An 18,528-nucleotide genomic window follows, 5' to 3' on the forward strand; every position below is an offset into this window, starting at 1 on the left:
GACAACTTCTTATAGCGCCAACCCGCGTTTTTCGGGGGTTTACGCCAATGCGACAAATAGCGTCGCAATGGCGCAGTTTAAACGGTGCATCAGGTTTGCGTCAGGATATCCGGTGAAAGGGTGGCGACGCGCTAACTATCTAAAGTTCGCCGCCCGGGACCGGCTGGTTAACTGCAAGCCTTCATGACTTGCACGGACCCGCTCCATGACGAACATCGACTATTCCGATACCCGCCTGCCTGACAGCCACTATCAACTGTTGACCGGCACCCTGCCCCCCTGGCTCGGCAATGCCTCTGCCAGCAAACGCCAGGCGCTCAAAGCCGTCCAGCCGCTGCAGTTGCAGGGCAGCGCTGAACAACGGGCCGCACTTGCGCGGCTGACCGGCGCCCACTGGGAGGCGCAAAACAGCGTAGACCTGGGGTTGCAAAGCCTGCAGGACATCAAGGCGTTCGCCACGCCGATACTCGAACAGGCACTCAAAGCCGACTTCAACCTGGTGCTGGATGTCGAGGCGACCTATCTGCGCCTGTACATCCCCGATCACATCCCCTGGTTTTCGATACGCTCCGGCGCAGCGCGAACCTGGACGGTCTCGCTATTGGACGCCGCCCTGCATAATTTCGAACACAAGGAAACCCTGGTCGACGCCTACGCACCGGCCTCGACCTTTATCACAAAGCCCTCGGCCAGCGGCCAATTCGACACCCTGGCGCAGATCAAGCGTGTGCTTTCAATTCCGGCGTTCACCAGCCTGTGCCGTGACCTGGATATCGGCGCCCGCTACGCCCGCTACCTCAACGAAGCGCTGGGCATGTCCAACCCTGTGGCCGCTGCGGTCTTGCGCCTGAAGGTCGATGCCAGCCAGAAAGCCGCTCTACGGGCAGCCCTGCAATTGGCCCGGATCAACGCAGATATCAGCGATGACTACGCTGACGTGATCGAAAGCTTGATCGCCGGCACACCCGACCCCAGGCTCGACGGCGCGCGCCTGCGCTGCCAGGATTTACGCATGATGGGGATTGCGCTGACGGGCATTCAACTGTTCGCCCCCGAGCTTGAAAGCCCGCGGTCGCCGCAACGCCTGGTGGCGTATGTTCCCGATGATCCGCAGCACCCCGTCAAGGAATATGCGTCACCCCTGGCGTTCAAGCAGGAGCTGACCCGACAACTGCGTGACCTCGACTACCAAACCTTTTTCAGCCGCTTCGTGCCCCACGCTCAACTCGGGGTGTTTTTTTCCGGCTTGAGCCAGCATCTGGCACGGATCACCTGGCACCCGCCGGTCAAGGGCAGCGGCCAGGCGCCCTGGCGCAGCACGCCCATCGACGACCCCAAGCTACAGTTTGATGCCCAGCCCATCACGGGCGATCCCTGGTTGCACCTGTACCATCGCAAACTCGACAAGATCCTCAACGACGCCCGCACGCTGGCGGTCTCCACCGCCAGCGTCGATCGTGAGGCGCGCTGGCGGCTGTGGGACTCTTTCGTCGATGTGGCGGCCTCAATCCTCAATGCCGCACTGATGGTGGTGGCCCCCTTCGTCCCGGGGCTGGGCGAATTGATGCTGGGCTACATGGCCTATCAACTGCTTGAGGACGTGTTCGAAGGCATCGTCGACTGGGCCGAAGGCCTGGGCAAGGAGGCTTTCGGTCACCTCATGAGCGTGCTGGAATCCCTGGTGCAAATGGGTGCTTTCGCAGTGGGCGGCCAGATTGGCCCGGCCGAGTTGCGCAAAGTGCTGCCCGAACCCGTCCTCGCGTACATCGACAGCTTCAAACCGGTGAGCCTGGCCAACGGCGCCCAACGCTACTGGAAACCGGACCTGGCGCCCTACGAATATCCATCCGCCTTGCCGCCGCGCATCGGCATCAATGAGTTGGGCCTGCACGAGGTGCGCAGGGAATCGATTTTGCCCCATGAAGGCAAGCTGTACTCCGTGGAAAAAGACGCCGACAGCGAGTTCTATCGCATCAAGCACCCAAGCCGTCCTGAAGCCTACCGCCCCGTGGTGCGGCACAACCAGGCCGGCGCCTGGCATACCGAGCTTGAACAACCGCTGGCGTGGGACAGACCTACGCTGTTGCGTCGGCTGGGGCACAGTGCCCAGGCACTGAGCGAGGCGGACCGGGAACTGGCCCTGGACATCAGCGGCGTTCCCGAAGACGCCGTGCGCAAGATGCACGTCAACAGCGAACGCCTGTCGCCCCTGCTGGACGATACCTTGAGCCGCCTGCGCATCGACCGCAGCCTCCAACGGCTGATCGAGCAGCTGCGCAGCGACGACCCGGCGGTGCATCACCAGATCGACCCTCAAGACACCTTGCAGTTGCTGACCACCCACGGGCCATGGCCGCGTACCAAAGCCTTGCGCATCATCGATGACAAGGGCCAGATCGCCTGGGCGTTCGGCGACAGGAACGTGCCGGTGATCCAGGTACACGAAGCCCAGCTGGAAAACGGCGACTTGCTCAAAACCGTCTTGCGTGGGCTGAGCCCCGAGGAAATTCGCGCCCAATTCGATGAACGCGCCAGCGACCCCGAGCTGAGCCTGGAAAACCGCAGCCGCCTGCTGCGCCATAGCCTGGCCGATATTGCCGAGCGTCAGCGCAGCGCGTTGTTCGAATCGCGCTATGCACCGCTGCGGGCCTCCACCGCCCCCCTTACCCAACAATTGCTCAGCACCACACCTGAATTGCCCGCAAGCGTTGCGCAAACCCTGGTGAACCAAATGACCGGCGCCGAGCTTGCGCTCCTGCATGACGGCAACACCCCGCCACGCCTGGCCGAACTGGCACGCACCGCAGTGAGCGAAGTCCGGGTCAATCGCGCCTACGAGGGGCAGCATCTGGACGCACCGCGCGCCCTCGACACCGATCGCCTTGAATTGAACAGCCTGCGCCTTCTGCCGGGCTGGTCGAGCGAGATACGGCTCGACGCTCGCCATCACTCGCCGACCGGCCCCACCTGGCTGCAGATCGGCCCGACTGATGCGCCCATTCACCGCACACTGGTGCGCACTGAAGCAGGGCGCTACATCCCCTGCGACGAACAGGGCGAGCTTTCGAGTGAAACAGACCTGTATTCGGCCATCTTGAGTGCACTGCCCGATCAACAACGCGATCAGCTCGACCTGCGGATTCACCAGGGCGGCGAACTCAAGAGGCGCCTGCGGCAACATTCATTGCCCCGCGATGAACTGCGTGTGCTGCTCACGCCTGATATCAAACCGCAGAGCGTCACGGAAACCCTGCGCCTGTTAGGCAGCGACAACGGCTACCGTGCCCAGGCACCGGCACCGCTGGGCCCGCCGAGCCTGCTGGACCGCGCGCGCGCCCTGTACCCCGAACTTCGCGAACACCCATTGACCACGCTGGTGAACCACTTGCACTCACAGACAGGTGGCGCGCTCGCGGGCCTGGAAGCGCTGGGCATCGAATACCGCCAACTGGAACGTGACCTCAGTACCTGGCAACGCAATATCCCGCTTCAAGACCCCGCAAACGGCTCCCTGCTCAGCCTGCGCCAGCGCCAGTACGAGCAACGCAATCGCGAACTCATTGCCACTGAACTCAAACGCTGCTGGCGCCGGGAGCTGCCCGTTGATGATTACTTCGAAGACCCTGCGCGCGACGGCTACCGGCTGAACCTTCACTATCACATTCGCGGCGAACTTCCACGGCTATCGGCCAACTTCGATCACGTCTCGATGCTGACCCTCTCAGGCAGCCACCACACACAGGGCGCCGCCGGGTTTCTGGCCCTCTTTCCCCGCCTGCGCCATCTGAGCGTTGACAGTATTCCCTTGGGCAGCGTGCCGCCGGTCGTGTTTCAGATGCACAACCTGAACGTACTGAGCCTGAGCGACTGCGGTGTCACCCTGACGCCCAACAGCCAGGCCCGGCTCGCCTCAATGACCCAACTGCAAACCCTGGACCTGCATAAGAACCCTTTGGGCCGGGTGCCCAGCGTCGAAGCAATGAACGAGTTGAACACCCTGGACCTGTCCGAAACCGGCATTGATCGCCTCCCTCCCGGCATGCTCACCCGCAACGACCTGAGCGCGGCCTTTCTCAGCGGCAACCGGATCAGCGAATTACCTGAGGCGCTGTTCGAACTGCCCTCACATACCAGCGTTGCCTTCGACCTGTCTGACAACCCGCTGTCATCGGCCACGCTCGAGCGCGTTAAAGCCTACTACCAGCAACATGGCACCTACTGGGAGGCCAATGCGCCAGCGGTAGATGTGCGTGACGCACAACAGCTGTACCCCTCGCTGGACATCAACCAGATCAACCAGCTTATCTACAGTCTCCCGGGCGATCTGGAAGCGGGTAAGCGCGAGCTGGCAAGATTGGCGGGGGAATTGGGTACGCTGCAGTCAGAACTCAACCATTGGGCGCAACAACCGCAGCTGCCGCCCCCGGAAGCCACCCGGCGCAGCCAGCTTAACGCCTTGCTTGAACGAAGCTGGCGCAGGGAAATCCCCCAGGACACTCAATTCGTCCATGCCCTGGAAATCCCCGCAACACTGGCGGGCGAGTTGCCCACGCTGAGCGCGCGCTTCAAGCATGTTGGCTCACTGACCATCAAAGGCAATGGCGGCCCAATGCAATCGTCGGCCTTGATCGACAGCTTCCCGGCCTTGAGCATCCTGCACCTCGAAAACGTTGCGCTCGGCGACATGCCGGCACCGGTGTTCAACCTGCCGGCACTGACCGTACTGGGACTGCCACGCTGCTCGATAGCACTGAGCCCCGCCAGCGCCGCGAAGTTGCAAGGCATGAGCCGCCTCGAATACCTGAACCTGGATCACAATCCACTGGTAAACACCCCGGACTTCAGTCACTTGCCCAGACTGAGCAGCATTTCACTCAAGGACACCGGATTGACGCAGGTCCCCCAGAGCCTGCTGGGCGACCCGCCACGCCAGTCGATCAACTTGAGCAAAAACGCTATCGAGCAACTGCCCGACGCGCTGTTTTCCATGCCGGCCTCGAGCACCAGTGGCCTGGACCTGTCGGAAAACCCCTTGGCACCCCAGGCCCTGGAGTCGATCAAACGCTACTGCCAGCGCACCGGCGAAAGCTTCGCCGCCCAGGCACCCGTGGCCCAACGCCGGCGCACGCAGCAGCTATACCCCTCGTTCCTCGACACCGAGGCAGACCGTTTCATCTTCCACCTGCCCGGCGACTTGGCGGCAGTGGACCCAACGCTGACGCACCTGGCGGCCGAGTACGAACAACTAGGCAATGACCTGCAACTGTGGGTGCAGGCCGTTCCGGACCGCCATCCGATCCTGGATGTGCCCATTGACGAACAAACCCGTGCCCAGGACCAACTGAGGCGACGCAACTTCAAGACACTGCTGGAACAGGCCTGGCGACGAGAAAGCCCCGAGGATGAAGACAGCCTGGACGATGAGCTCACCCATCAAGTCATACTCGACACTCCGGTGATGGGCGATTTACCAGCATTGAACGCCAACTTCGACCACGTGACCTTGCTCCAACTGGACGGGAACGGCACCACGACCGGCGTCGACACGATGTTGCGCAGCTTCACCCACCTGCAAACACTCAGGCTCAGCAAATGCTCCCTGGGCGCCCTGCCCGAGGCGCTCCAGCGCATGCCCAAGCTTTCCACGCTGGACATGACCGAATGCGCGATCCGATTGACCCCCGAAACCCGTGGCAGGCTGACCGCCCTCACCGAACTTGAGTTCGTCAATCTGAGCAACAACCCCTTGGGCCTTACCCCTGACATCAGCTCATTGCGTGAACTGACCTCGCTGCACTTGAGCAACGCGGCACTGAACGAAGTTCCGCAGGGCGTCTTTGGCCTGGATCAACTGCAAACGCTGGACTTGAGCAACAACGCCATCCAGGAGATACCGGCGGACTTGCTGGAGACCTCGGCAGCCTTCAATGGCGACAGCGATTTGAGCGGCAACCCCCTGTCGGCGCAAAGCCTGCTGCGCTTGCGTCAGTACTATCAGCGCACGGGCGTGGACTTCCAGGTGGCGGCCGCCACCGTGGACAATCAAGGCAGACCCCTGGTAGTGGCCAGGCCTGTCCCCGACGAAGACTGAGGTCGATCAACCGCGCTCGGACGGTACCGACGACAATTCAAACGGGCTGCTGCTGCGGCGCTGGTTGCGGTCTTCGCGCGGCGTAGCGCCGAAGAAGTTACGGTAGGCGCTGGAGAAGTGCGGCCCCGAGGAAAAGCCGCACGACAGGCCGATCTGGATGATCGACTTGCTGGTTTGCATCAGCATCTGGCGGGCCTTGTTCAGGCGCAGCTCCAGGTAATACTGACTGGGGACGCGGTTGAGGTATTGCTTGAAGATGCGTTCCAGTTGTCGTCGGGACACGCACACGTGCTGGGCGATTTCATCGGTGGTCAGCGGTTCTTCGATATTCGCTTCCATCAATAGAACAGCCTGGGTCAGTTTCGGATGACTGGAACCCAGGCGGTTCTGCAAGGGGATGCGCTGGCGCTCGCCGCCTTCACGGATGCGCTCTACCACCAGTTCTTCGGAGACCGCGCCGGCCAGTTCGGCGCCGTGGTCACGCGCGAGTACCGCCAGCAGCAGATCGAGCACCGACATGCCGCCGCAAGCGGTCAGGCGATCACGGTCCCAGTCAAACAGATGACTGGTGGCGATGACCTTGGGGAAGCGCTCGGCAAAATCGTCCTGCCAGCGCCAGTGCACGGCGGCGCGATAGCCGTCGAGCAAGCCGAGCTGGGCCAGCGGGTACACGCCCGCCGATAATCCACCGATCACACACCCTGCCCGGACCAGTTGCTTGAGCGCAGTGCTGAGCTGGGAAGCGATGACGGTGGGCGGCTCGTCCGCCAGCAGGAACAGTTTCTGAAAGCCGTCCAACTTGCCGGCCCACGGCTCGCCGGGCAACTGCCAGGCCCCTTCGGTTTGCGGCTCGGCCTGTAGAAACGATAACTCGTAGACCACCTCCGGATGCACCCGCTGAGCAACGCGCAAGGCCTCCTCAGCCAGCGCAAGCGTGAGTGCTTTTGTGCTGGGCCAAATCAGGAAACCAATTTTATGGGCGGTCATGGAGTGCTATCCGAAGCGAGTAACGGTAATGAAGACAGAGGCCAATGCTAGCCGGTAAACCGACACAAATCTCAAAAACAATGGTGATCAAATGTGGGAGGGGGCTTGCCCCCTCCTACATAAAGCAGCTCCAACAGCAAAGGACTATTTCAAGCTGCCGGAGAGGAACTGCTGCAACCGTACGGACTGCGGGTTCACCAGCACTTCGCGCGGGTTGCCGCGCTCTTCGACAATGCCTTTATGCAGAAACACCAACTGGTTCGACACCTCACGGGCAAAGCCCATTTCATGGGTCACCACCACCATGGTGCGGCCTTCCTGGGCCAGGTCCTGCATCACCTTGAGCACTTCACCGACCAACTCGGGGTCGAGCGCCGACGTCGGTTCGTCGAACAGCATCACCTCAGGTTCCATCGCCAGGGCACGGGCAATGGCCACGCGCTGCTGCTCGCCGCCGGACATGTGGCCGGGGAACGCATCCTTGCGATGGCCCACGCCGACCTTGGCCAGGTAGTGCTCGGCCTTTTCACGGGCTTCTTTCTTCGACACGCCCAGCACATGCACCGGCGCTTCCATCACGTTTTCAATCGCGGTCATGTGCGACCACAGGTTGAAATGCTGGAACACCATGGACAAGCGCGAACGCATGCGCTGCAGTTGTTTGGGGTCGGCGGCCTTCATCGCGCCGTCTTTGGTCGCGACCAGTTTCAGCTCTTCGTTGTTGAGCAGGATCTTGCCGGCGTGGGGCTGCTCCAGCAGGTTGATGCAGCGCAAAAACGTACTTTTGCCCGAACCACTGGAGCCGATGATGCTGATCACATCACCAGCTGCGGCGGCCAGGGACACGCCCTTGAGCACTTCATGACTGCCATAGCGTTTATGCAGGTCTTGGACTTCAAGCTTGTACATGCGGTCGGTTCTCACAAAAACAGGTGGTCAGTCGTTGAGCAAGCGCCCGTGACGCAGCGCTTCGCGCCCCGCCACCTTGGCCAGCCAGAAACCCGCTTGGGCATAACGCAGCCGTTCAACGGCAAACAACACCCCGGACGTACCCGCGCAGATAATGCTCACGCGGTCGGCCAGGGGATCAATCACTTCAAAAATGGGGTCGCCCTGCTCGACCCAGTCACCGGCCTTACGCAGGTAACTGATCACCCCGGCGTGGGGAGCGAACAGCAATTCGGTGCCTTCGAACGGCATGCCTTCGCACGCTTCGTGTTGCGGTGCCGGCCATTCGCCCTTGATCAGGCCTTGCTCGGCCAGAAACGCCAGGATGCCTTCAGCGTGGAAGATCGCTTCATCGCGGCCGGTGTCAGCCTGGCCCCCCAACTCCAGCGTCGTCGCCAGACAGGCCAGTGGAATCTGCGCGTCGGGGAACGTGCGCGACAAACGCAGCCAGGGCAACGAACAGGCTTCATCAAACGAACTGCCGCCGGAATCTTCCGCGAGCAGGCCGACCTTCACATGCAAATGCGCCGACAGCGAACGCCACTGCGGCCAGTGCTGGGGCAGTGCGTACATGTGCAGCGCGGCCTCGGCGTCGCAATGCAGGTCGAGCACCACGTCGGCGGTGCAGGCATGGCTGAGCAGGATACGTTGCATGCCTTGCAACTGGCTGCTCGGCGCGGGCAAGGCCGTGAGCACATCGCTCATGGCCTGGCGAATCATGCGCACATTGGCATGGGGGTCATCGCCCAGCTTGCCTTGCAGCCGCTCGGCGACCGGCTCGCTCAGCTCAACGAAATCGCGGTTGAAATTCTTGCCGCTGCCCACCTCGAAACGGCCCTGATGGCTGCCTTGCAGCAACTGGCCCAGGCCCATCGGGTTGGCCACCGGTACCAACTCGATCACGCCGTTAAGCGCGCCTTGCTGTTCCAGTTCGCTGAGGCGCTTTTTCAGCTCCCAGGCCGCGCGCATGCCGGGTAATTCATCGGCATGCAGGCTGGCCTGGATATACGCCTTGCGCTCGCCACTGCCGAAACGAAACACGCTCAGCTGGCGTTCACAGCCCAGGTGACCCCAGGGCAACAGGTGATCGATACGTTCCATATCAATGCTTCCGTGGAGCCAGGTAGCTCAGCCAGCGGCGCTCGGCCAACTTGAACAGGCGCACCAGGATGAATGTCAGGCACAGGTAGAACACACCGGCGGTGATATAGGCTTCGAACGGCAGGTAATACTGGGCGTTCACCGTGCGCGCGGCACCGGTGATATCGATCAGGGTGACGATGGAGGCCAGGCTGGTGGTCTGCAGCATCATGATCACTTCGTTGCTGTACTGCGGCAGCGCGCGGCGCAGGGCCGAAGGCAACAGGATGCGGCGGTACAGCTTGTAGCGCGACATGCCCATGGCCTTGGCCGCTTCGATCTCGCCATTGGGCGTGGCCTTGAGGCTGCCGGCGATGATCTCGGCGGTGTAGGCGCTGGTGTTGATCGCAAACGCCAGGCACGCACAGAACGTAGCGCTGGACAGCAGCGGCCACAAGAAGCTTTCCCGCACCGCTTCGAACTGGGCCAGCCCGTAGTAGATCAAAAACAGCTGCACCAGCATCGGCGTGCCGCGAATCACATAGGTGTACAGCCACGCCGCACCATTGACGATCGGCTGCTTGGACACGCGCATCAGGCCCAGGGGCAAAGCGGCGAGCAGGCCGAAGAACAGCGCAATGGCGAGCAGTTTGAGGGTGGTCAGCAGGCCGCCGAGGTACAGCGGCATGGCCTCCCAGATGACGTTGTAGTCGAAGATCATAGATCAGCCGCCCTTACGCCTACCGAGTAGCGCTTCTCAAGGTAGCGCAGGGCCAGCAACGACACGCTGGTAATCACCAGGTACATCGCCGCCACTGCGAGGAAGAAGGTAAAAGGCTCGCGGGTGGCGTCGGCCGCCTGCTTGGCCTTGAACATCATGTCTTGCAGGCCCACCACTGAAATCAGCGCAGTCGCCTTGGTCAGAACCAGCCAATTGTTGGTGAAACCGGGGATCGCCAGCCGAATCATCTGCGGCACCATCACCCGGAAAAACACCTGGAAGCTGCTCATGCCATACGCCAGGCCGGCTTCAGCCTGGCCCTTGGGAATGGCCATGAAGGCGCCGCGGAAGGTTTCCGACAGGTAGGCGCCAAAGATGAAACCCAGGGTGCCGATACCGGCGGCCAGGGGGTTCAGGTCGATATAGTCGTCGTAGCCGAGCAGCGGCGCGACGCGGTTGAGCAGGTCCTGACCGCCGTAGAAAATCAGCAGGATCAGCACCAGGTCGGGGATCCCGCGGATCACCGTGGAGTACAAGTCACCCAGCCAGGCCAACCAGCGCACCGGCGACAGGCGTAACGCGACCCCGATCAGACCCAGAACAATGGCCAGGGCCATGGACGACAAGGCGAGCTGAAGCGTCAACCATGCGCCATCGAGGATAACGGCCCCGTAGCCTTTCAACATGATTCAGGTCCTCGAAAAGGGGGATGAAAAAATGGCGCAAACTTCAGAGTGTTCTGTTGCTTGCGCCATTTCAGACAGACAGCTGCGACGATTTACTTGGCTTCAGGCCCGTAAATGTCGAAGTTGAAGTACTTGTCCTGGATTTTCTTGTACTCGCCGTTGGCACGGATCGCTGCGATAGCGGCGTTGATACGGTCCAGGTTTTCCTGGTCGCCCTTGCGTACCGCGATGCCTACGCCGTCGCCGAAGTATTTGACGTCGGTGAACGATGGGCCGGTGAACGCGTAGCCTTTGCCGGCGGGGGTGTCGAGGAAACCTTCCTGCAACAGGGTGGCGTCAGCCACGGTGCCGTCGAGGCGACCGGCTTCCACGTCCAGGTAGATTTCGTTCTGCGAGCTGTAAGGCACAACCGTGGCGCCTTTGGGAGCCAGCACTTCCTTGGCGAAACGATCGTGGATCGAACCGCGCTGCACACCAATCTTCTTGCCCTTGAGTTCATCCAGGCTGTCGCTGACCGTGGTGCCTTCCTTCAACACCAGGCGCGCCGGCGTCAGGTAGTAGCGGTTGGTGAAGTCGACAGACTTCTTGCGGTCTTCCGTGATGGACATGGACGACAGGATCGCGTCGATCTTGCGCACTTTCAGCGCCGGGATCAGGCCGTCGAATTCCTGCTCGACCCAAGTGCACTTCACGTCCATCTGCTTGCACAGGGCGTTGCCGATGTCGTAGTCAAAACCGACGATGCTGCCATCCGGCGCCTTCGAGGCAAACGGAGGGTAAGCGGCTTCAATACCAATCTTCAGTGGCTTGCCTTCGGCGAAAGCCTGCATGGACAGCACGGACAGCGCCAGGGCGCCCAACAGCACGAGTTTCTTCATCTTGGGACTCCATCGGTATAGGGCAAAACAGCAGTATGAGCCATGGCCCACGATGCGGCGAAGGTGAAACCGAATAGCGTTGCAGCGTCCTGCGCCAGAGAGTGCCAGCGACGACGAGCGAGTGATCGGCATTCTAACGACAGGCGGAAAGCCGATATTTCCTCAATGCGACAACAATTTACAGAAGCACCGAGAAAGCGGTTCCAGCCCATTGACAGCCTCTGGATTTTATGCAGAGACAAAAGATATTAAACCAGCTAATGCTGCAAATTGCGGGCCTATTATTCGCAAACCCTTCTGGCACGGCAAGTGTGGCGTTTAATCTTATTTGCGGGGGTGTCTGAAACGCGATTTTTCGGGGCGCGGATGTAGCCGTTCGCCTCATGCCAGGGCGCAGGGTTACACATTTGCGTTCGACGGTAACATTCAGAAATATCCTACTGCGCAAATCGATATTTATTGGCTTGTTGGTTATGCGGGTCTGTCAGACCACCCTCTGCACACGCCTTGAAATGCAATCCAAATGTGGGAGGGGGCTTGCCCCCGATAGCGGTGTGCCAGCCGATACATGCTCCACTGACCCACTGCCATCGGGGGCAAGCCCCCTCCCACAAGGGATCTTCACTGTGTGCAAGATCCCATAAAAAAGCCCCACCCGGCCTGCACCGAATGGGGCTTTGTCCCACCTACCCCGCCTTACGCGACGTTCATGGTCTTGTGCGTCTCAATCAACTGCGCAACCACCCCCGGGTCGGCCAGGGTGGAGATATCCCCCAGCCCGTCATATTCAGCCGTGGCAATCTTGCGCAGAATGCGCCGCATGATTTTCCCCGAGCGCGTCTTCGGCAAGCCCGGCGCCCACTGGATCACGTCCGGCGAAGCAATCGGGCCGATCTCCTTGCGCACCCAGTTCTTCAACTCCAGGCGCAATTGCTCGCTGGGCTCTTCGCCGCCGATCAAGGTGACGTAGACATAAATGCCCTGCCCCTTGATGTCATGCGGCACCCCCACCACCGCCGCTTCCGCGACTTTCGGGTGGGCGACCATGGCGCTTTCGATCTCGGCGGTGCCCATGCGGTGGCCGGACACGTTGAGCACGTCGTCTACACGCCCGGTGATCCAGTAGTAACCGTCCTCGTCACGTCGCGCACCGTCACCGGTGAAGTACATGCCACGGAAAGTCTTGAAGTAGGTGTCGACGAAACGATCATGGTCGCCGTACAGCGTACGCGCCTGGCCCGGCCACGAATCGAGGATCACCAGGTTGCCTTCAGCCGCACCTTCGATCAGGTTGCCCAGGTTGTCCACCAACGCCGGTACCACACCAAAGAACGGACGCGCGGCCGAACCCGGCTTGAGCGCATGGGCGCCCGGCAACGGGCTCATCATGTTGCCGCCGGTTTCGGTCTGCCACCAGGTGTCGACAATCGGGCAACGGGATTGGCCGACGTTCTTGTAGTACCAGTCCCAGGCTTCCGGGTTGATCGGCTCGCCCACTGAACCCAGCAGGCGCAGGCTGCTGCCGTCGGCGCCTTCGCAGGCGGCGGTGCCCGACGCCATCATCGCGCGGATCGCGGTCGGCGCGGTGTAGAGGACGTTGACCTTGTGCTTGTCGACGATCTTCGCCACCCGCGTGATATCCGGGTAGTTCGGCACACCTTCGAACAGCAGCGTGGTCGCGCCGTTAGCCAGCGGGCCGTAGACGATGTAAGTGTGGCCAGTGACCCAGCCGACGTCGGCGGTGCACCAGTAGATTTCGCCCGGGCGGTAGTCGAACACGCGCTCATGGGTCAGGGCTGCATACAGCAGATAGCCGCCGGTGGTGTGCTGCACGCCCTTGGGCTTGCCGGTGGAGCCGGAGGTGTAGAGGATGAACAGCGCTTCTTCGGCGCCCATCTCCTTGGGCGCACACACGGTGCCCGCCACTTTCATCAGGTCTTCGTACCAGATGTCGCGATGCTGGTTCCACTTGATCGCGCCATTGGTGCGCTTGCACACGATGACCTTCTGGATGCTGCTGGTTTCCGGGTTGGTCAGGGCGTCATCGACGTTGGCCTTGAGCGGAATCTTCTTACCCGCGCGAATGCCTTCGTCAGCCGTGATAACGACCTTCGACTTACAGTCGATGATGCGACCGGCCAGGGCTTCCGGCGAGAAACCACCGAACACCACCGAGTGAATCGCCCCGATGCGGGTACAGGCCAGCATGGCGACCACGGCTTCGGGGATCATCGGCATATAGATAGTCACCACATCGCCGCGGTGCACATCCTGGCCGCGCAGGGCGTTGGCGAACTTGCAGACTTGTTCATGCAGTTCGCGGTAGGTGATGTTGCGGCTCTCGGCAGGGTCATCGCCCTCCCAGATGATCGCGATCTGGTCGCCGCGCTCGGCGAGGTGGCGGTCCAGGCAGTTGTAGGAAACGTTCAAGGTGCCATCGGCAAACCACTTGATGTCTACATGGTGATCGTCGAACGACGTCTGCTTCACCGTGGTGAAAGGCTTGATCCAGTCGAGACGCTTGGCTTGCTCGCGCCAGAAACCATCGGGATTGACCACCGACTGCTGGTACATCGCCTTGTAGGTCGCCTCGTCGGTCAGCGTGTTGGCTGCTACTTCGGGACGAACGGGGTACAGGGAAGCCGCACTCATCTTTCTTACCTCGGTGACAATAGTTGTTGTTGTATGGCCCCTGTTGTAGCCGGGGTAGGCCTATAGAACCATTCGACGATGGTAGTAACAAGACCCTACAAATTGCCCAGCTATGCCGGTATCCCGCTCTGGCCCGCGTCCTGTGGCGCTTGGCGGCCTGCTGAAAAAACCTCCATCGAGGGATTGTTACAAAAACCGTCAAAAGTGTTTATCAAAACCACGGGTATATGAATATAACTCGGGCGCCTAAAATCAACTCCGCCAACCAAGGCACTGTGATTAACACCGTAACAGCCCCCACGAAGGCAACGTTAATCCGAACTTCCCAACTTTCAAGTGACACACGTGGCCTCACAAGGGCCCCGTGACCCCTTTCGCCCTGAAGAAGGTAAGTAGAGAAATGAAAGCTTTAGTAGTATTAGCCCTCAGCAGCCTGTGCGCCACCGCCGCCCTGGCCGACGAAGCCCCGACGGAGCTGGCTGGCGGCAACGCGCCGATTGTCGAGGACTACACCTACAGCACCCACCTGGACGTCGCCAAAGTAGTGTCCATGAGTGACATTCCACAAGTGTGTGAAGTAGTACCGGTGAAGATGGAATATGAAGACTCGCAAGGTCAGCGTCATATTCTTAATTATCATGTGATGGGGAATGGTTGCTCTAACGGATAATAACTTCGTTATTTAGCTTTAACCCGGATCTTGGTCGCCGCAGGAAATCGTTCTTGCGGCCAAGAACCCACCTCGAATGCACCACAGATCAAATGTGGGAGCGGGCTTGCTCGCGAAGACGATAGATGCTGCACCACTGCAATCCGCTCTAAGCGCCCGAATTGGGCTTCACACGCTCAATGACATCTTTCCTTTCTTGCAAAAAAACCTCATCCACCTTAGGCAAATCGACCAGCGACAACCAACTGGGCCTGACTGGCCTCAGAATAATTGTGTCCCCCTCCCTGAGAATTTCCAGCTCATCCACCCCGTCGTAAGTCATATCCGCTGGCAAATGGATCGTCTGACCCTCTCCACTCCCAATGATCGAAACAGTGCGCATAACAAGTTGCCTCCCCAACGTAGCTGACTGCTGCAATTTAAGGGAGCTCCTCGTCGCAGAGCAACGCAAATGCCCACAACCTGATCACCTCTTCCCCCCTCGGTAAAATACCGACACCTCCCGTCAAAAACTTCCTACCCACCAACCCCCCGTAATCCCTCACTCTGGCCTAAATATCCACCTTTTTGTCCGCCCACCGGGACAATCCGCCACAACACAAACCCGTTTTTTTCCCTATAATGCGCGGGTAAATCGGGCCTGCAATATCCCTTTACACAGGGATGAAGAGCCAGACCTGAGGCCTCCGCTGGAGCCTGCACCTACCGCTCCGCACCTCAAGCCTCATGCAGTACCCGTTACGCAATTTCCGTTTATTTGCCTGCGCGAGCTGCTGCAACAAACGATTCCTTAAGATCCACCGCGGCCTCAGGGCCGTGTGAACACCCCACTATCCGGTTTCACACGGGCACCTTTGAGCCCTCACGCAGGAGACGACACGTCATGCTGAGCTGGGACGAATTCGACAAAGAAGAAGAAGGCGAAGTAGCCACCAAGGGCGCCAACGCCGGCCACGCCACCGAAGCCAACATGGACCGCCTCGACGGAGCCGGCGCTGCTGCCGCCGTCGAAGCCCGCGCCGTCACCGCCAATGACTCCGCCGCCATCGCACGCGCCAAGGCCGAACTGGACAAACTCGACGTCGCCGAAGGCCTCGCCGAACTCGAAGGCGCCTCCGCCCGCGTCGCCGTCGACGAAAAGCGCATGATCAACTGCCGCGCCGACCTCAACCAACTCGTGCCCTTCAAGTACGACTGGGCCTGGCAGAAATACCTCGACGGCTGCGCCAACCACTGGATGCCGCAGGAGGTCAACATGACCGCCGACATCGCCCTGTGGAAAAACCCCGAAGGCCTGACCGACGACGAACGTCGCATCGTCATGCGCAACCTCGGCTTCTTCTCCACCGCCGACTCCCTGGTGGCCAACAACCTGGTGCTGGCCGTGTACCGCCTGATCACCAACCCCGAGTGCCGCCAGTACATCCTGCGCCAGGCCTTCGAAGAAGCGATCCACACCCACGCCTACCAGTACTGCATCGAATCGCTGGCCATGGATGAAGGCGAGATCTTCAACATGTACCACGAGATCCCATCGGTCGCTAAAAAAGCCGCCTGGGGCCTGAAGTACACCCGCTCGATCTCCGATCCGAAGTTCGAAACCGGCACCGTCGACACCGACAAAGAGCTGCTGCGCAACCTGGTCGCCTACTACTGCGTGCTGGAAGGCATCTTCTTCTATTGCGGCTTCACCCAGATCCTGTCCATGGGCCGCCGCAACAAAATGACCGGCGTGGCCGAACAGTTCCAGTACATCCTGCGCGATGAGTCGATGCACCTGAACTTCGGGATCGATGTGATCAACCAGATCAAAATCGAAAACCCGCATTTGTGGGATGCCGAGATGAAGGAAGAAGCGACCCAGATGATCCTGCAGGGCACGCAGCTGGAGATTGAATATGCGCGCGATACCATGCCTCGCGGTGTTCTCGGTATGAACGCGGCGATGATGGAGGATTATCTGAAGTTTATTGCTAACCGTCGGTTGTCGCAGATTGGTCTTAAAGAAGAGTATCCAGGGACGACCAACCCGTTCCCGTGGATGAGTGAGATTATGGATTTGAAGAAAGAGAAAAACTTCTTCGAAACCCGCGTGATCGAGTACCAGACCGGCGGTGCGCTGAGCTGGGATTGATTAACAGCACAGTGCCAACATGTGGGTGGGACTTGCTCCCTCCCACATTGTGAACGCGGCGTTCCATAACTTTGCAAATTGCCTTTTATGCCCAATCAAACCATCAAGACACCCTGCATAGGCCTGTGTTCCACCGTCTACGGTGACCTGGTCTGCCGAGGCTGCAAGCGTTATCACCATGAGGTGATCCAGTGGAACGGCTATAGCGCCGAGGAAAAGCACGCGGTGTGGCTACGCCTGGAGCAGTTGCTGGTGCAGGTGATGAGCAGCAAGCTGGAAGTCTTCGACCCGCAGCGCCTGCGCCAGCAACTGGAGGACCGCAAGATTCGCTTCATGCCGCAGCAGTCGCCGTATTGCTGGGCGTACCAGTTGATTGCCCGGGGTGCGCGGGTCATGTCGAACCTGGACGCCTATGGTCTGGCGTTGCTGCCGGAGTTTCGCGAGCGTCCCCTCACCGACTTGCGCGATGCGATTGACCGCGAGTTTTTCCTGCTGTCCGAAGCCCATTACGAGCGCTACATTGCCCCGGTTTTTCTGCGCGAAACCTTTGGCCCAGCCCTGATCGCCACGCTCTGACGCACAATTGTGTTTAAAATGCCGCCCGCTCAACGACTGACGCTCACCGATGACCCCAGACGCACTCGCTACCCTGCACGCCCATCTGCTCACTGCCCTGGCCACCCCACCCGCTGAAACCCGCCGCCTGTTCCACGGCCGTGGCCGCTGCTGGCCGGGCCTTGAGCAACTGACGGTGGACTGGCTGCAAGGCGTGGTGCTGGTGGCGCTGTTCAAGGAGACCGAGCATCTGCAGGCCTTGAAGCAGCTGTTGTTGCAGATCGACTGGGCCGGTTGCGGCGCCCATACCGTAGCGCTGCAACACCGCTATCTGCCGCAAAGCACCACCGAGTGGCTGGTCGGTGACGCCCTCGACGAGTTGACCATTACCGAAGGCGGCCTGCGCTACTTGATCGACCTGGGTAAAAAGCAGAACAGCGGCCTGTTTCTCGACATGCGCTACGGCCGCAACTGGGTGCGCGAGCAGGCCAAAGGCCAGCGCGTGCTTAACCTGTTTGCCTACACCTGCGGGTTTTCCGTGGCCGCTGTCGAAGGCGGCGCCGAGCATGTGGTGAACCTGGACATGGCCCGTGGCGCCCTGAGCCGTGGGCGCGACAACCATCGCCTCAATGGTCACGACTTGAGCAAGGTGACCTTTCTGGGCCACGACCTGTTCAAGTCCTGGGCCAAGGTCACCCACAGCGGCCCCTATGACCTGGTGATCATCGACCCGCCGTCCTTCCAGAAAGGCAGCTTCCTGCTGACCAAGGACTACCAGCGCGTGCTGCGTCGCCTGCCGGACTTGCTCACGCCCCACGGCACGGTGCTGGCGTGCATGAACGATCCGGCGTTCGGCGAAGACTTCCTGATCGACGGCGTCAGCCGCGAGGCAGCGGGCCTGCGCTTTGTAGAACGCCTGGAAAACCCGCCGGAATTCCCGGATATCGACCCTCAAAGTGGCTTGAAGGCCCTGGTGTTTCGCCAGGGCTGATGCCGAAACTTGCTGCGCTTGCTACGCTAAGCCATACGCCGGGTGGTGAACCTTATCCCCGCCTTCCCGGTCGATACCTGCATTCCCCGGCCAGACTCGACGGCGTTACGCTGTCGGCTGCCCCGTTTGATCCTT

At 60.6% G+C, this 18,528-nt stretch carries 13 protein-coding genes; 5 read left to right on the top strand and 8 right to left on the bottom strand.

What is annotated here, in order from left to right; translation table 11 throughout:
• Nucleotides 1-205 precede the first annotated feature (205 nt).
• The gene (locus tag BFP96_RS11505) at nt 206-6,091 is read left to right on the top strand and encodes a leucine-rich repeat domain-containing protein (RefSeq protein WP_065936184.1); all 5,886 of its coding nucleotides are present in this window, start codon (nt 206-208) and stop codon (nt 6,089-6,091) included.
• 6 nt (nt 6,092-6,097) lie between these two features.
• Here the strand turns inward: BFP96_RS11505 and BFP96_RS11510 are convergent, their stop codons facing one another.
• The 7 genes from BFP96_RS11510 to acs form a co-directional block, all read right to left on the bottom strand.
• On the bottom strand, nt 6,098-7,078 hold the full coding sequence (locus tag BFP96_RS11510) for a GlxA family transcriptional regulator (protein WP_065884423.1): 981 nt from the start codon (nt 7,076-7,078) through the stop codon (nt 6,098-6,100).
• Nucleotides 7,079-7,222: 144 nt separating this feature from the next.
• Nucleotides 7,223-7,987: an ABC transporter ATP-binding protein gene (locus tag BFP96_RS11515; protein ID WP_065884422.1), complete on the bottom strand. Its 765-nt coding sequence runs from the start codon at nt 7,985-7,987 to the stop codon at nt 7,223-7,225.
• Between the two features lie 27 nt (nt 7,988-8,014).
• Entirely contained in the window at nt 8,015-9,127 is a 1,113-nt protein-coding gene (locus tag BFP96_RS11520; protein WP_065936183.1) for a succinylglutamate desuccinylase/aspartoacylase family protein, read from the bottom strand.
• A 1-nt stretch (nt 9,128) separates the two neighbouring features.
• The gene (locus BFP96_RS11525) at nt 9,129-9,827 is read right to left on the bottom strand and encodes an ABC transporter permease (RefSeq protein WP_065892692.1); all 699 of its coding nucleotides are present in this window, start codon (nt 9,825-9,827) and stop codon (nt 9,129-9,131) included.
• A complete protein-coding gene (locus BFP96_RS11530; protein ID WP_053257623.1) occupies nt 9,824-10,513 on the bottom strand; it encodes an ABC transporter permease in 690 nt (229 codons plus the stop codon). Before BFP96_RS11530 ends, BFP96_RS11525 begins: the two co-directional genes overlap by 4 nt.
• A 92-nt stretch (nt 10,514-10,605) precedes the next feature.
• Complete coding sequence (locus tag BFP96_RS11535; RefSeq protein ID WP_065892694.1) at nt 10,606-11,391, bottom strand: ABC transporter substrate-binding protein; 786 nt, start codon at nt 11,389-11,391, stop codon at nt 10,606-10,608.
• Between the two features lie 696 nt (nt 11,392-12,087).
• Complete coding sequence (gene acs, locus BFP96_RS11540) at nt 12,088-14,043, bottom strand: acetate--CoA ligase (RefSeq protein WP_065892695.1); 1,956 nt, start codon at nt 14,041-14,043, stop codon at nt 12,088-12,090.
• A 400-nt stretch (nt 14,044-14,443) separates the two neighbouring features.
• Here acs and BFP96_RS11545 point away from each other — a divergent pair, with 400 nt between their 5' ends.
• The gene (locus BFP96_RS11545; protein ID WP_065884417.1) at nt 14,444-14,713 is read left to right on the top strand and encodes a DUF2790 domain-containing protein; all 270 of its coding nucleotides are present in this window, start codon (nt 14,444-14,446) and stop codon (nt 14,711-14,713) included.
• Between the two features lie 148 nt (nt 14,714-14,861).
• On the opposite strand, the gene vapB is transcribed toward BFP96_RS11545, so the two are convergent.
• Nucleotides 14,862-15,095: a type II toxin-antitoxin system VapB family antitoxin gene (vapB, locus tag BFP96_RS31245; protein ID WP_065936201.1), complete on the bottom strand. Its 234-nt coding sequence runs from the start codon at nt 15,093-15,095 to the stop codon at nt 14,862-14,864.
• A gap of 501 nt (nt 15,096-15,596) precedes the next feature.
• Between vapB and BFP96_RS11555 the strand changes: the two genes are divergently transcribed.
• From BFP96_RS11555 to BFP96_RS11565, 3 genes are all read left to right on the top strand, one after another.
• A complete protein-coding gene (locus tag BFP96_RS11555) occupies nt 15,597-16,847 on the top strand; it encodes a ribonucleotide-diphosphate reductase subunit beta (RefSeq protein WP_065936203.1) in 1,251 nt (416 codons plus the stop codon).
• A gap of 87 nt (nt 16,848-16,934) precedes the next feature.
• The gene (locus BFP96_RS11560) at nt 16,935-17,423 is read left to right on the top strand and encodes a DUF1289 domain-containing protein (RefSeq protein WP_065892590.1); all 489 of its coding nucleotides are present in this window, start codon (nt 16,935-16,937) and stop codon (nt 17,421-17,423) included.
• 49 nt (nt 17,424-17,472) lie between these two features.
• The gene (locus tag BFP96_RS11565; protein WP_065936230.1) at nt 17,473-18,393 is read left to right on the top strand and encodes a class I SAM-dependent methyltransferase; all 921 of its coding nucleotides are present in this window, start codon (nt 17,473-17,475) and stop codon (nt 18,391-18,393) included.
• Nucleotides 18,394-18,528 lie beyond the last annotated feature (135 nt).

It is taken from the genome of Pseudomonas sp. 34 E 7, assembly GCF_900005715.1.
Lineage (GTDB): Bacteria > Pseudomonadota > Gammaproteobacteria > Pseudomonadales > Pseudomonadaceae > Aquipseudomonas > Aquipseudomonas orientalis_A.